Origin of the sequence: Aliiroseovarius crassostreae (assembly GCF_049803815.1) — a bacterium.
Taxonomy (GTDB): domain Bacteria; phylum Pseudomonadota; class Alphaproteobacteria; order Rhodobacterales; family Rhodobacteraceae; genus Aliiroseovarius; species Aliiroseovarius crassostreae_A.
On the sequence record NZ_JBNAGI010000001.1, the window covers coordinates 490,197 to 503,160 of the forward strand.

16 protein-coding genes are annotated in these 12,964 nt (G+C 60.3%); 5 read left to right on the plus strand and 11 right to left on the minus strand.

The window, feature by feature from the left end:
* The first annotated feature begins 138 nt into the window (after window positions 1-138).
* On the plus strand, window positions 139-1,647 hold the full coding sequence (locus tag ACP15V_RS02400) for a UbiD family decarboxylase (RefSeq protein WP_424942081.1): 1,509 nt from the start codon (window positions 139-141) through the stop codon (window positions 1,645-1,647).
* On the plus strand, window positions 1,644-2,210 hold the full coding sequence (locus tag ACP15V_RS02405; protein ID WP_424942082.1) for a UbiX family flavin prenyltransferase: 567 nt from the start codon (window positions 1,644-1,646) through the stop codon (window positions 2,208-2,210). The genes ACP15V_RS02400 and ACP15V_RS02405 overlap by 4 nt, the downstream gene beginning before the upstream one ends.
* Here the strand turns inward: ACP15V_RS02405 and ACP15V_RS02410 are convergent, their stop codons facing one another.
* From ACP15V_RS02410 to ACP15V_RS02455, 10 genes are all read right to left on the minus strand, one after another.
* A complete protein-coding gene (locus ACP15V_RS02410; protein ID WP_424942083.1) occupies window positions 2,211-2,624 on the minus strand; it encodes a CBS domain-containing protein in 414 nt (137 codons plus the stop codon).
* Complete coding sequence (locus ACP15V_RS02415; RefSeq protein ID WP_424942084.1) at window positions 2,621-2,974, minus strand: P-II family nitrogen regulator; 354 nt, start codon at window positions 2,972-2,974, stop codon at window positions 2,621-2,623. The genes ACP15V_RS02410 and ACP15V_RS02415 overlap by 4 nt, the downstream gene beginning before the upstream one ends.
* Complete coding sequence (locus ACP15V_RS02420; RefSeq protein ID WP_424942085.1) at window positions 2,971-3,753, minus strand: DUF1538 domain-containing protein; 783 nt, start codon at window positions 3,751-3,753, stop codon at window positions 2,971-2,973. Before ACP15V_RS02420 ends, ACP15V_RS02415 begins: the two co-directional genes overlap by 4 nt.
* Complete coding sequence (locus ACP15V_RS02425; protein WP_424942086.1) at window positions 3,750-4,493, minus strand: DUF1538 family protein; 744 nt, start codon at window positions 4,491-4,493, stop codon at window positions 3,750-3,752. Before ACP15V_RS02425 ends, ACP15V_RS02420 begins: the two co-directional genes overlap by 4 nt.
* 212 nt (window positions 4,494-4,705) lie before the next feature.
* Window positions 4,706-5,929, minus strand: a complete 1,224-nt coding sequence (gene nqrF / locus ACP15V_RS02430; protein WP_424942087.1) for an NADH:ubiquinone reductase (Na(+)-transporting) subunit F — start codon at window positions 5,927-5,929, stop codon at window positions 4,706-4,708.
* Window positions 5,930-5,942: 13 nt separating this feature from the next.
* A complete protein-coding gene (gene nqrE, locus ACP15V_RS02435) occupies window positions 5,943-6,551 on the minus strand; it encodes an NADH:ubiquinone reductase (Na(+)-transporting) subunit E (protein ID WP_424942088.1) in 609 nt (202 codons plus the stop codon).
* Window positions 6,551-7,204, minus strand: coding sequence for an NADH:ubiquinone reductase (Na(+)-transporting) subunit D (locus ACP15V_RS02440; protein WP_424942089.1), 654 nt, complete (start codon window positions 7,202-7,204; stop codon window positions 6,551-6,553). The genes nqrE and ACP15V_RS02440 overlap by 1 nt, the downstream gene beginning before the upstream one ends.
* The gene (locus ACP15V_RS02445) at window positions 7,204-8,022 is read right to left on the minus strand and encodes a Na(+)-translocating NADH-quinone reductase subunit C (protein ID WP_424942090.1); all 819 of its coding nucleotides are present in this window, start codon (window positions 8,020-8,022) and stop codon (window positions 7,204-7,206) included. Before ACP15V_RS02445 ends, ACP15V_RS02440 begins: the two co-directional genes overlap by 1 nt.
* The gene (locus ACP15V_RS02450) at window positions 8,015-9,214 is read right to left on the minus strand and encodes an NADH:ubiquinone reductase (Na(+)-transporting) subunit B (RefSeq protein WP_424942091.1); all 1,200 of its coding nucleotides are present in this window, start codon (window positions 9,212-9,214) and stop codon (window positions 8,015-8,017) included. Before ACP15V_RS02450 ends, ACP15V_RS02445 begins: the two co-directional genes overlap by 8 nt.
* Window positions 9,215-9,217: 3 nt before the next feature.
* On the minus strand, window positions 9,218-10,567 hold the full coding sequence (locus ACP15V_RS02455; RefSeq protein WP_424942092.1) for a Na(+)-translocating NADH-quinone reductase subunit A: 1,350 nt from the start codon (window positions 10,565-10,567) through the stop codon (window positions 9,218-9,220).
* Window positions 10,568-10,740: 173 nt separating this feature from the next.
* On the opposite strand from ACP15V_RS02455, the gene ACP15V_RS02460 reads away from it, so the two are divergent.
* Both ACP15V_RS02460 and nqrM read left to right on the plus strand, forming a co-directional pair.
* A complete protein-coding gene (locus ACP15V_RS02460; RefSeq protein WP_424942093.1) occupies window positions 10,741-11,769 on the plus strand; it encodes an FAD:protein FMN transferase in 1,029 nt (342 codons plus the stop codon).
* A gap of 99 nt (window positions 11,770-11,868) precedes the next feature.
* Window positions 11,869-12,117 carry a (Na+)-NQR maturation NqrM gene (nqrM, locus tag ACP15V_RS02465; RefSeq protein WP_424942094.1) on the plus strand — a complete coding sequence of 83 codons (249 nt, stop codon included), beginning with the start codon at window positions 11,869-11,871 and terminating at the stop codon, window positions 12,115-12,117.
* Window positions 12,118-12,128: 11 nt separating this feature from the next.
* Here the strand turns inward: nqrM and ACP15V_RS02470 are convergent, their stop codons facing one another.
* Complete coding sequence (locus ACP15V_RS02470) at window positions 12,129-12,311, minus strand: hypothetical protein (protein WP_424942095.1); 183 nt, start codon at window positions 12,309-12,311, stop codon at window positions 12,129-12,131.
* Window positions 12,312-12,396: 85 nt separating this feature from the next.
* Between ACP15V_RS02470 and ACP15V_RS02475 the strand changes: the two genes are divergently transcribed.
* Window positions 12,397-12,918: a CBS domain-containing protein gene (locus ACP15V_RS02475; RefSeq protein ID WP_424942096.1), complete on the plus strand. Its 522-nt coding sequence runs from the start codon at window positions 12,397-12,399 to the stop codon at window positions 12,916-12,918.
* Window positions 12,919-12,964: the final 46 nt, after the last annotated feature.

Sequence of the window (12,964 nt, forward strand, 5' to 3'; positions counted from 1 at the left end):
AGCTCCTTTTCACCCTTGGTTCGAACATGTCCCTGACGAATTGCTACGCCCATCGCGACTGCGACGAATTGACCATTGTCAAATCCCCGCAAGATTTTTGCTGCTATCTGCGAAGGGTCTTTGAACGAGGATCCTGCCTTGCGCTCTCATCCCCCCTACCCGTCGCTGCGTGCCTTTCTGGATTGGTGCCGCGACAGCGGACAGTTTCAGGCGATCCCTGATCCGGTGTCGATCCAGCATCAGATGACCGCTGTGCACCGGCAGGTGCTGGAAGCCGGTGGGCCGGTTTTGCAGTTTGACCAGCCGGTGACGGCAGAGGGCGTACGTCTGGACATGCCCGTTGTCACCAACCTGTTTGGCACCACATCGCGGGTTGCTGCCGGGTTGGGAATAGAACTGGAACAATTGCCGGATCTTGGCGCCTTTCTTGCGGCGCTGCGCGCGCCCACCCCGCCCGAAGGGATGCGGGACGCGCTGTCGCGTTGGCCGATGTTGAAAGCCGCGCTGTCCACACGACCCAAGATCAGCCGCAAAGCGGCGGTGCAGGAGGTGGTGCAGGAGGGCGACACGGTTGATCTCGCGCAGATCCCGGTCTGCACGCATTGGCCCGGCGATGCGGGGCCGCTGATCACATGGCCGATTGTGTTGACCCGCCCACATGGCACCGAGGCCAAGGAGGTGGGGCGCTATAATGCGGGCGTCTACCGCGCACAGGTGATTGACCGAGACAAGATCATCATGCGCTGGCTGGCCCATCGCGGCGGGGCACATCACCATCAAAGCTGGGCGCGCGCGGGCGTAAAAACACCGGTTGCGATCGTGTTGGGCGCAGACCCCGCGATGCTGTTGTCCGCCGCGCTGCCCCTGCCCGAAACGGTGTCAGAGCTAAGCTTTTCCGGGGCCTTGAACGGCCACCGCCCCCGTGTGGTGCCCGCCAAAACCATCCCGATGATGGTGCCCGCTGAGGCCGAGATTGTGATCGAGGGGTATGTCTCACCCACCGAAATGGCGCCGGAAGGGCCGTTTGGCGATCACACCGGGTATTACAACCCGGCCGAGGACTTCCCGGTGCTGACCGTCACCGCGATCACCCATCGCAAAGATCCGCTGTACCTGTCGACCTACACGGGGCGTCCGCCCGATGAACCAGCGATCATTGGCGAAGTGTTCAACCAGCTGGCCCTGCCCACCCTTCAGGCGCAGATCCCGGAAATCCACGATCTGTGGCTGCCGCCCGCCGCCTGTTCCTATCGCATCGCGGTGGCGAGCATTCGCAAGCGCTATCCGGGTCAGGCGCGGCGGGTGATGATGGCGCTGTGGGGGATGTTGCCGCAGTTTAGCTATACCAAGATGATCATCGTGGTGGACGACGACATTGATCCGCGCAATTGGGACGATATCGCCTGGGCGCTGGCCACGCGGATGGACCCGTCGCGCGACGTGATGATGGTGGAGAACACGCCGATGGACTACCTCGATTTCGCGTCGCCCCAGCCGGGGCTGGCGGGCAAGATGGGGATTGATGCGACGGGCAAGCTTGGGGCGGAAACCACGCGGGACTGGGGAACGGTGATGCAAACCGCGCCCGAGGATGCCGCCTTTGCCAGTGACCTGATCACCCGCCTGATGCCGGAGTTGAAGACATGACCAAACGTCTCATTGTGGGGATTTCCGGCGCATCAGGGGCAGCTTTGGGTCTGTCCGTCATGCGGCAGTTGGCAGACCTGCACGTCGAGGTCGACCTTGTGATCAGCCCCGCCGCAGAGCGCACTTTGACTGAGGAATGCGGGGCGGATGCCTTGGCCCAAATCACCGACCTGGCAACCACTTGTCACGACATTCGAAATATCGGGGCAAGCATCGCCTCTGGCTCGGTTCCGGTGGCGGGCATGATTGTTGCGCCCTGTTCCATGCGCAGCCTTGCAGCGGTTGCAAACGGATTGGATGACAATTTGCTGACGCGGGCGGCGGGGGTACAGTTGAAAGAGCGGCGGCGCCTGGTTTTGCTGGCCCGCGAAGCGCCGCTGACGCTGGCCCATCTGCGCAATATGACCCGCGTGACCGAAATGGGCGCGATTGTCCTGCCACCAGTGCCCGCCTTTTATCTGAAACCGGACAGTGTGGGTGCCATTGTCGATCAGATCGCCGCGCGGGCGATTGATCTTTTCCGGTTGGGTGACCCTCAGGCGCAGGCCTGGTCGGAAGGATGATCAGGGTTTGGGAAAGCGGTCGCGAAACTCAGCCAATGTCAGATCGCGCAGGGTGACATAACCCACGACCTGGTCGGCCTCGGTCGCCACCGCGTGTTCGACGCCCAAGCGGGTGAGCAGGCGGATCGCATAACGCGCCTGCATGGCGGCGGGCACGATCAGGGCAGGCTTTTCCATGATCTCATAGACGCTGACCCGTCCGGGGTTGCGCCCCGGCGCCATCACATCGCGCCCGATCATTCCCATGGTGATCACGCCGTATTCATCGGCAGCATCCCGTTTGTCGATCACCAACGCATCAACGCGGGTTTCTTCCATGGTTTCCAAGGCTTCCCGGATCGAAGACAGACCGTCGATCAGGTGCAGATCGTCCTGCATCGCGTCGCGCACATGGGTCATTTCAGGCTGGCTCATAGCTCATCCTCCTTCAGCGCGTTGCGCAGGGCGGCCACCTGAGTTTCCAGCCCAATCGCGTCTTCGATGTCGATCTGGAAGACCACGCCGCTGCCCGGTTCTTCGATAAAGGCACCCGCCCTGGCGACGGCTTCGAGGATCTCGGTGGCCTTGTGTTCTTCCACCAAAAACAGCGCCATGTCGCGTTGGCCCGCCACGGTCAGGCCAAGGAAGCTTTTCTTCTGCTTGAGCCCCTCACCCCGAACCGAGGTGATCACGGTGGCGCCCGTCGCCCCCGCCGCGCGGGCGGCATCCAGCACCTTGTCGGTCTTGGCATCTTCGACCAAGGCAATGATCAGTTTGAACTTCATGGCGCGTCCTCTCTGTCGCCGTCTATGACGTGTTTAATACCATTACGTCGCGCGTTCCACTCTACCAATTGCGCGTATCCCATGACGGTGATCATCGGGAAGAGGCTGGCCAGAGCCACCAGGCCGAACCCATCGAGCACCGGGCTGCGTCCCGGTACGGTGGAGGCTAGGCCAAGGCCAAGGGCTGCCACCAAGGGCACGGTCACGGTGGAGGTGGTCACGCCCCCGCTGTCATAGGCCAAGGGCACAATCATCTTGGGCGCCGACATGGTTTGCGCGATCACGATCACGTATCCGACAATCATGTAAAGATAGAGCGGCGTACCGGTCACGATCCGGTAGGTGCCCACCGTCAGGCTGAGCGCCACGCCCACGGCCACCGCAATCCGCAGCCCCCATGCGCTGACCGCGCCGCCCGACACGTCGCGCGCCTTGAGCGCCACCGCGATCAGTGAGGGTTCGGCGATGGTGGTGGAAAAGCCGATCGCAAAGGCAAAGAGATAGGTCCAGCCATGTGCGGTCCAATCCGCCGGGTTTCCGATGAAAGACGGGTCGGTCAACTGCCGCGCCATGCTTTCACCGATTGGGAACAGCGCGTGTTCCAGACCAAACAGGAAGAGGCCAAGCCCGAGCACAACATAGACCGAACCGATCAAAACCTGCGGCAGGTGCGGCACCGGCTTGCGCAGCACAACCACTTGGAAAAACACCAGGATCCCGGCAATGGGCAAAATATCAAGGACGGTCGACAGGATGGTTTGGATCAGGTCCGCAATCATCCAACCGCCCCCCAAATACCGAAGCCCAGCACAAAGATGATCGGCAAGAGCGACGCAAACGCCACCAGCCCAAACCCGTCAATCATCGGGTTGCGGCCCTTGATCACGCTGGCCAGCCCCACGCCAAGCGCGGTGGTCAGCGGCACCGTCACGGTCGAGGTGGTCACGCCCCCGCTGTCATACGCGATACCAATGATTTCAGGTGGGGCGAACCAGGTCATAATCACCACAATCACATAACCGCCGATGATCAGATACTGGATTGGCCAGCCAAGCAGAATGCGCATGACCCCGATGACCAGCGAGGCCCCCACCGCCACGGCCACCGTATAGCGCAGCGCGTCTGCATAAGTGGTCTGCGCGGCCGGGTCATCCGCCACGGCACCGATTAGGGTCATGGTCCGCGCCGCCTCGCCGGTCACCGCAATCAGCGCGGGTTCGGCCACGGTGGTGCCGAACCCCAGCGCGAAAGAGAAAAGCAGAAGCCAAAAGAGGTTGCCCTTGTTGGCGAACGCGTCAGCAAGGCTTTCGCCCAAGGGAAACAGGGCCAGCTCCAACCCGCGGATGAACACGGCCAACCCGACCATCACGAAGAGAAGCCCAATCAGCTTGGTCGACAGATCATCAATGGGCTGCTTCAGCACCAGAAACTGAAACACCGCCACCACGCCCACAATCGGGGCGAGGTCACGCGCGGTATCCAGCGTGAGGCGGGACAGGGCCTTGATCTCGGGATGCATGGGCGGGGCTCGGGCCTCGGAAACGGTTATTGGTATTCTGGCAGGTTTGCCCTGCCTTAGGGTATGTCTCAGATCAAAGTAAAAGAATTATGGCGCGGGGCAAAGCGAAACGCGGCAAAAAAATGTGGGGAATTGCGCCAAAAGGAAAAGGGCCGCCTGCGCATCTGCCAGACAGCCCCTGTGTAATTCATCACATTGTCGGATGGTCAGCCTTAGCCGCCGAAATCATCCAGCATGATGTCTTCGCGATCCACACCCAGCTCCAACAGCATGTTGATCACGGATTGGTTCATGATGGGGGGACCACACATGTAGTATTCGCAATCTTCTGGGGCCGGGTGGTCCTTGAGGTATTCGTCATGCAGCACGTTGTGGATGAAGCCGGTATAGCCGGTCCATTCATCTTCGGGCAGCGCATCCGACAGGGCGACGTGCCAGGTGAAGTTCGGGAATTCCTTGGCCAGCTCGTCGAAATCTTCCACAAAGAACATCTCGCGCTTTGACCGCGCCCCGTACCAGAAGGTGATCTTGCGATCCTTGTTCTTCAGGCGCTTGAGCTGATCAAAGATGTGGCTACGCATCGGGGCCATCCCGGCCCCACCGCCGATGAACACCATTTCCTTGTCGGTGTCACGGGCGAAGAACTCGCCATAGGGGCCCGAAATGGTCACCTTATCGCCCGGTTTCAGGTTGAAAATGTAAGACGACATCTTGCCCGCCGGAATGCCCTCGCTGCCCGGAGGGGGCGAGGCGACACGGACGTTGAGCATGATGATGCCCTTTTCATCCGGGTAGTTGGCCATCGAATAGGCGCGTTCCACCGGCTCGTCCACGACGCTTTCATATTGCCACAGATTGAACTTGTCCCAATCTTCGCGATATTCGTCTTCGATGTCGAAATCGGTGTATTTCAGCTTGTGCGCCGGGGCTTCGATCTGGATGTAGCCGCCCGCGCGGAAATTCACATCCTCGCCTTCCGGCAATTCCAGCACCAGCGCCTTGATGAAGGTGGCGACGTTTTCGTTGGAACGCACGGTGCATTCCCACTTTTTCACGCCGAACACCTCTTCGGGGACTTCGATTTCCATGTCCTGTTTCACGGCCACCTGACAGGACAGGCGGTCGCCACAGGCGGCTTCGCGTTTGGTGATGTGGCTTTCTTCCGTGGGCAGGATCGACCCGCCACCGGAATGCACCCGCACCCGGCATTGCGCACAGGTGCCGCCACCGCCACAGGCGGAGGGGACAAACATCTTCTCGCCCGCCAGCGTCTGCAACAGCTTGCCGCCTGCCGGGACCGAGATGGTTTTTTCACCGTTGATGGTGATGTTCACATTGCCCGACGACACCAGTTTCGAGCGGGCCGCCAGAATGATCGCGACCAGCGCCAGAACGATCAGGGTGAAAAGGATGATACCTAGGCTAAACGTTTCCATTCTTTCGCGCCCCTCAGAGTTTCACGCCAGAGAAGGACATGAAGGCCATCGCCATCAGACCTGCGGTGATGAAGGTGATGCCCAGGCCCTGCAGACCATCGGGAATGTCCGAATATTTCAGCTTTTCACGCACCCCGGCCATCGCAGTGATCGCCAGCGCCCAACCAAAGCCCGAGGAAATCCCGTAGGTCACGCTTTCGGAAAAATCATACCCCCGCTCGACCATGAAAAGCGAACCGCCCAGAATGGCGCAGTTCACGGTGATCAGCGGCAGGAACACCCCCAGCGCGTTGTAAAGCGGCGGGAAATACTTATCCAAGACCATCTCCAGGATCTGCACCAGGGCTGCAATCACACCGATGTAAGAAATCAGACCAAGGAAGGTCAGATCCACATCGGGAAAGCCCGCCCAGGCCAGCGCCCCGGGCGCCAGCAGGTAGCTCAGGATCAGGTTGTTTGCGGGCACCGTGATCGACTGCACGATCATCACCGAAATGCCCAGACCAATGGCGGTCGAGATCTTTTTCGACACGGCGATGAAGGTACACATGCCGAGGAAGAAGCTGAGCGCAAGGTTTTCAACGAAGATCGCCTTGACGGCAAGAGAGAGAAGACCTTCCATCAGTGACCCCCAACATTCTGGATTTCAAATTCGCGTTCTTCGACCTGCTCGGGTTTCCAGCTGCGGAACGCCCAGATGATCAGACCGATGATGAAGAACGCCGAAGGCGGCAAAAGCAAAAGGCCGTTTGGCACATACCAGCCACCATTGTTCACGGTTTCCAGGATGGTGACGCCAAACAGGCTGCCCGAGCCGAACAACTCGCGCACGACACCGACCAGCATCAGGATCAGGCCATAGCCCAGACCATTGCCGATCCCGTCGATGAAACTGTCAATCGGCGGGTTCTTCATGGCGAAGGCTTCGGCGCGGCCCATCACGATACAGTTGGTGATGATCAGCCCCACAAAGACCGACAGGGTTTTCGAGATTTCGAACGCGTAAGCTTTCAAAACCTGATCCACCAGGATCACCAGCGACGCGATGATTACCATCTGCACGATGATGCGGATCGAGCTGGGAATGTGGTTGCGGATCATCGAAATGAACATCGACGAAAATGCGGTCACGAAGGTCACCGCAATTGTCATCACCAAAGCCACCTGCAACGACGATGTCACCGCCAGTGCCGAACAGATCCCCAGCACCTGAAGGGTGATCGGGTTGTTGTCGACCAACGGGTCGGTCAGCATTTCTTTGCGTTTATGGGCCATTACAAATCCCCCGATCTCAGGTTCTCGAGGAAGGGCTCATAGCCTTCTTCCCCCATCCAGAAGCGCACCAGATTGTGCACGCCGGCGGTGGTCAGGGTGGCCCCTGCCAAGGCATCGACGTGATATTCGGGCCCTGCCGGCGGCACGGATTTGGTCACGCTGATCCGCAGCTCGCCCTCTTCATCAAACAGCTTCTTGCCGTTCCACTGGGCCTTCCAGCGCGGGTTGTCCACCTCGGCGCCCAGGCCCGGCGTTTCCGCGTGTTCATAGAACTGCAGGCCATAGATGTCGTTGCCGTTTTCTTCCAGCGCGATAAAGCCATACAGCGTCGACCACAGGCCGTAGCCATGCAGCGGCAGGATCACCTTGTCGATGGCGCCTGCCTCATCACGCAGCAGATAGACGGTCACGTATTCCGCCTGACGGCCAATGCCCGCAGGGTCGTCTGCCAGGGCAATCGAGATATCGGGATCGTCGGCGGCCTTGCGGTCATCGAACGCAGCCGGGTCAAACTTGTCGGTAAACGCGCCGGTGGCCAGTTCCAACACCTTCGGTTCAAAGGCCGAAAAGGCCTCGACCACGTCAATCTCCGGGTCGTAGATACCGGCGACCTGCAGAATGTTGATCTGCTTGTCTTTCAGCGCATTCACCGCCTGCAACGGGCGCAGGGCGACCGCGGCGGCGGACACGATCATCGACGCCACAAGACACAGGGTCACGGCGACGAACACGGTTTTCGCAACGGAATCCGCGGGCAGATCCAGAAAGCGGCGGATGGCCCCTTTCGGGGCCGTATCGGTTTGAAGATCGTTAGGCATTTCGCTTCGCCCTACGTTTGATGTTGGCCTGAACGACGAAATAGTCGATCAACGGCGCAAAGACATTGCCAAAGAGAATGGCGAGCATCATCCCTTCCGGGAAGGCCGGGTTGATCACCCGGATCATCACCACCATGAAGCCAATGAGCGCGCCATAGATATAGCGTCCGGCATTGGTCTGCGACGCCGAAACCGGCTCGGTCACCATGAAAACCAGACCGAACGCATAGCCGCCCAGAACCAGATGCCAATACCACGGCATGGCGAACATCGGGTTGGTGTCGGACCCGATCACGTTCAGAAGCAGCGAAAAGCCGATCATCCCGGCCAGACAGCCAACCACCAGTCGGAAATTCGCAATCCGGGTGGCCAGCAGGAAGGCCAGCCCGAACAGCGCCGCCAGGGTCGAGGTTTCCCCCATCGACCCGGGAATGAAGCCCAGGAAGCTGTCCCACCAGGTCACGCCGCGCGCGGCCAGGGCCTGAACCCCATCGGACGCCGACACCGCCAGCGCGGTCGCGCCGGTGAACCCGTCCACCGGCACCCAAACACTGTCGCCCGACAGCTGCGCCGGATAAGCAAAATACAGGAACGCCCGCCCGGTCAGCGCCGGGTTGAGGAAGTTCTTGCCGGTGCCGCCAAACACCTCTTTGCCGATGACGACCCCAAAGATGATGCCCATCGCCACCTGCCACAATGGCGTCGTGGCCGGAAGGATCAGCGCATAAAGCATCGAGGACACAAGGAAGCCTTCGTTCACCTCGTGCTTGCGTACCGTGGCAAAGATCACCTCGAACACACCGCCGGCCACAAGGGTGACGATGTAGATCGGCAGGAAATACAACAGGCCATGGGCCATGTTCGCCAGCGGGTTTGCCGCGTTAAAGCCGATGCCCAACCCATCAATGATCGCCGCACGCCAGCCCGACGGGCCAAATTCGGCAATCGCCAGATTGCTTTGCAGACCAGTGTTGTACAGCGCCATCAAAATGCAGGGGATCGTCGCGATGACCACATAGGTCATGATCCGCTTCATATCCACGTAAGAGCGCGCATGGGGCGCAACGGTGGTGACGGTTTTCGGCGTGTAGATAATACTCTCGACCATCTCGTAGATGGGGTAGTATTTCTCGTATTTGCCGCCCTTCTCAAAATGCGGCTCGATCCGATCGAAAAAGTTTCGCAAGCCCAAGGTTTACCCCTCCTTCTCGATCTTCGTCAGACAATCCCGCAGCGCAAGACCGTATTCATACTTGGCGGGGCAGGCAAAGCCCACAAGGCCAAGATCTTCTTCGTCCAGTTCCAACGCGCCCAGTGCCTGCGCCTGATCGGTGTCCATCACCAACAGCGCGCGCAACAGTTGCGTGGGCAGGAAATCCTGCGGCATCAGCGTTTCAAACGTGCCGGTCGGCACCATCGCGCGGCGCCCTCCGTTCAGGTTCGAGGTCAGCGGAAACTTGCGGTCCGACAGGCGCGCCAGCGCAGATCCCAGCACCGGTTGCACCGCGTATTTCGAAAACATCGGCCGGATCCAGCCCATCGGGATCTGGGTGTGATCCTCTTCGATCAGCGTAATCTGACGCGCATACCGCCCCAGATAGGCGCTTGGACCTTCGCCCCCGCGGCCACTCAGCACCGAGCCCGAAATCATCCGCACCGGCAGGTCCGCCGGCAGATCGCCCGCCACCAGATCCGCCATCGACGCACCAGCCATCGTGCGTACCAGTCGGGGATCATTGCACACCGGACCGGTCAGCGCCACGACGCAGCGCGCATCATAGGTGCCGGTCAACAGCAGGCGGCCGATTACGATCACGTCCTGATACCCGATGGTCCAGACAAATTTGTCGGCGCGCGGCGGTTCCAGGAAATGCATGTGGGTGCCAGAAAGCCCCGCCGGGTGCGGCCCCGCAAAGGCGACGGCTTCGACGCCCGCCAGGTCATGCCCCGGCAACGCATCCCCATCGCTTTGACACAGATAGGTCGTGCCTTCGGTCAGGGACGCAACCGCCTCCAGCCCCTTGGCAAAGGCCTCGGCCTCTTCGGTGATGATTTCGGCCGGGTCAGCCGACAATGGTTCGGTGTCCATCGCGTTGACATAGATCGCCGCGGGGCGCGCGTCTGGCGCGGGCACCTTTGAATAGGGGCGCGTGCGAAACGAGGTCCACAGACCCGCCGCACAGAGCCGTTCCACCAGACCCTCCGGGGTCGACACATCGCCCACCGACGAAAAGTCGACCGGGTCGGCGCCCTCGCCCACTTCGATCTCGATGCTGATCAGCTTGCGTCGCGCGCCGCGATTGATCGCGGTGATCTTGCCGCCCACTGGCGACACGACCTGCACCTCGGGCATGTCCTTATTGACCAGGATCGGCGTGCCTGCCCCGACCACATCCCCTTCTTCCACCGAGATGCGCGGCTTCCACCCGACATAGTCATCACCAAGAATGCCGACGCGTTTTACGTCTGGCCCATTTTCGATGCCGAGCCTCGGCGCTCCGGAAATCGGGATGTTCAATCCCTTGCGTAGCAAGAAACGCTGCACAGTGTTCCCCTCTTCAGATTGGCTGGCATGCTTATGCAATGAGATGGCCTTGGGTGAAAGTGCTCTTTTCCCAATAAACCCCAACTTTTTTGGTTGAATTGGCGCCCAATGTGGCAGAAAAGCCTCTAGATACTGTTCAATCCGACCTATACGCGACCGAAAGGGGTTTATCCGTGCCCGATCTGACCAAATTTTCACGCCGCACCTTCATGCTCATGCCGCTGGCCTTTGCCGCTTGCAAGCCATCGACGGCGTTTTACAAGATCACCGGACTGACCATGGGCACGACCTATAACGTCGTAGCGCGTGACCCGGAAAACGGTGTGACCGAGGCCGAGGTACAAACGGCCATCGACGGTGCGCTGGCACAGGTGAACCAGCAGATGTCGAACTGGGATCCGCGCTCGGAAATCTCGCGGTTCAACACCCAAAACGGCACTGCCCCGGTTCAGGTCTCGGCGGAACTTGCTGAGGTGATGCAGGCCGCGGAACAGGTGAATCTGGCCAGCGACGGTCGCTTCGACACCACAATCGGGCCGCTGATCGAACTCTGGGGCTTTGGTGCCCCCGGTGCGCAGGCCACCCCGGCAGAAGCGCAGATCGCAGACGCACAACGGCGCTCGGGTCATACCAACACGTTGAAAGTTGCTGGATCATCCCTGCAAAAAACCCGCACCGATGCGCAGATTTACCTGGCCGCCATCGGCAAGGGCTATGGCGCGGACGCCGTTGGCAAGGCTTTGGAAACGCTTGGCGTTTCGGATTACATGGTAGAAATCGGCGGCGACCTTTACGCCGCTGGCCGCAACCCGTCGGGTCAGCCCTGGCAGATCGGTATCGAAAAACCCGCCGCGCTTTCGGGCGGCATGCAGGACGTGGTCGGCATTTCGGGTCTTGGCCTCGCCTCGTCGGGCGACTATCGCAACTATTATGAGAAAGACGGCCAGCGTTATTCGCATATCATCGATCCGAAAACCGGCCGCCCGATCACCCATAAAACCGCGTCGGCCACCGTGCTGGCAGATAACGCGATGCTGGCCGATGCCTGGTCCACGGCCATGCTGATCCTGGGGCGTGAGCGCGGCCTGGAAGTGGCCAAAGCGCATGACATTGCCGTGTTGTTCATCGACCGCGACAAGGCCGCATCGGACCTGCAATTCACCACTACCGCCAGCCCGGCCTATCAGGCGCTGACGGCGTAACAATCCCGAGATCAAGCTGCCCCGCGGCTTGATCTCGCCCCTTTGCGTCCCGATATTGGGACGAGACCCCGGACGCCCAGAACACAGAAAGCCCGCCCCATGGCCACCTTCTTCATGACCTTCGCCATCCTGATGATCGTGATGCTGGGCATGGCGCTTGGGGTGATTCTGGCAGGGCGCACCATCAAGGGCAGCTGCGGGGGCCTGAACGCCATTGGCGACGCGGATCAATGCCTGGTCTGCAGCAAGGAAATCGACCCCAACAGCCCGCTGCGCGACCGCCTGGAATGCCCGCGCAAGCGCAAGGCGCGCGAGATGGCCCAAGAGATGGCGGCGCAGAAGGGCTAGGCCCTCGGCCCCTACCCCGCCTCAAGCGGTACAAATCCCAGCACCAACAGCCCCGCCGCCGTCAGCGCGCCGTAAAGCCACAGCTGCCAGCGCGGCCCCTCTTGCTTCCACACGCGCCGATATTGGTACCCGCACAGGCAGGCCAACACGAAGATCGTTGTTGCCAGCAGGGGCGTAAGTGTGACATGCGCCATGATTTTTTTACTCCGGATCTTCAATAATGTGGTTATGGTGGGTGTGTAGAGGAAAGACAAACACTTCAGGAAGGAGAGTGACCCCATGCCAACTTCCTATCGGAGCCCCATCCGTGGAGATCATAAAACCCAACGCAGCCACAGCCAGGATCAGAGCAGCAACCTGAAGAAAGATCAGGCCCAGGTGCATCACATTATGGATCGCAAGGGGCGCGATGTGATCACAATCTCGCCCAGTGACACGATTGGACACGCGGTTGAGGTGCTGCGCGATGAAAAGATCGGTGCGCTTGTGGTAACAGACGATCAGGGCGCGCTGAGCGGCATCCTGTCGGAACGCGACATCGTGCGCAAACTGGCGGACACGCCCGGCCACACCCTGCCCCAGCTTGTCAGCGAAGTGATGACCGCCGAGGTCGAGACCTGTGGGCTGAGTGATTCCCTCGACTTTGTGCTAAAACGCATGACCGAAGGCCGCTTTCGCCACCTGCCCGTCCTGAAGGCAGAACAGCTGATCGGCATGGTGTCGATTGGCGACGTGATCCAGCACAAACTGCTGGAACTGGAGCATGAGGCGCTGCAACTGAAACAGCTGATCGTTGGGTGACTTCCACCTTCATGGCGCAATCATAAATTGTGGAGTGACACATAGT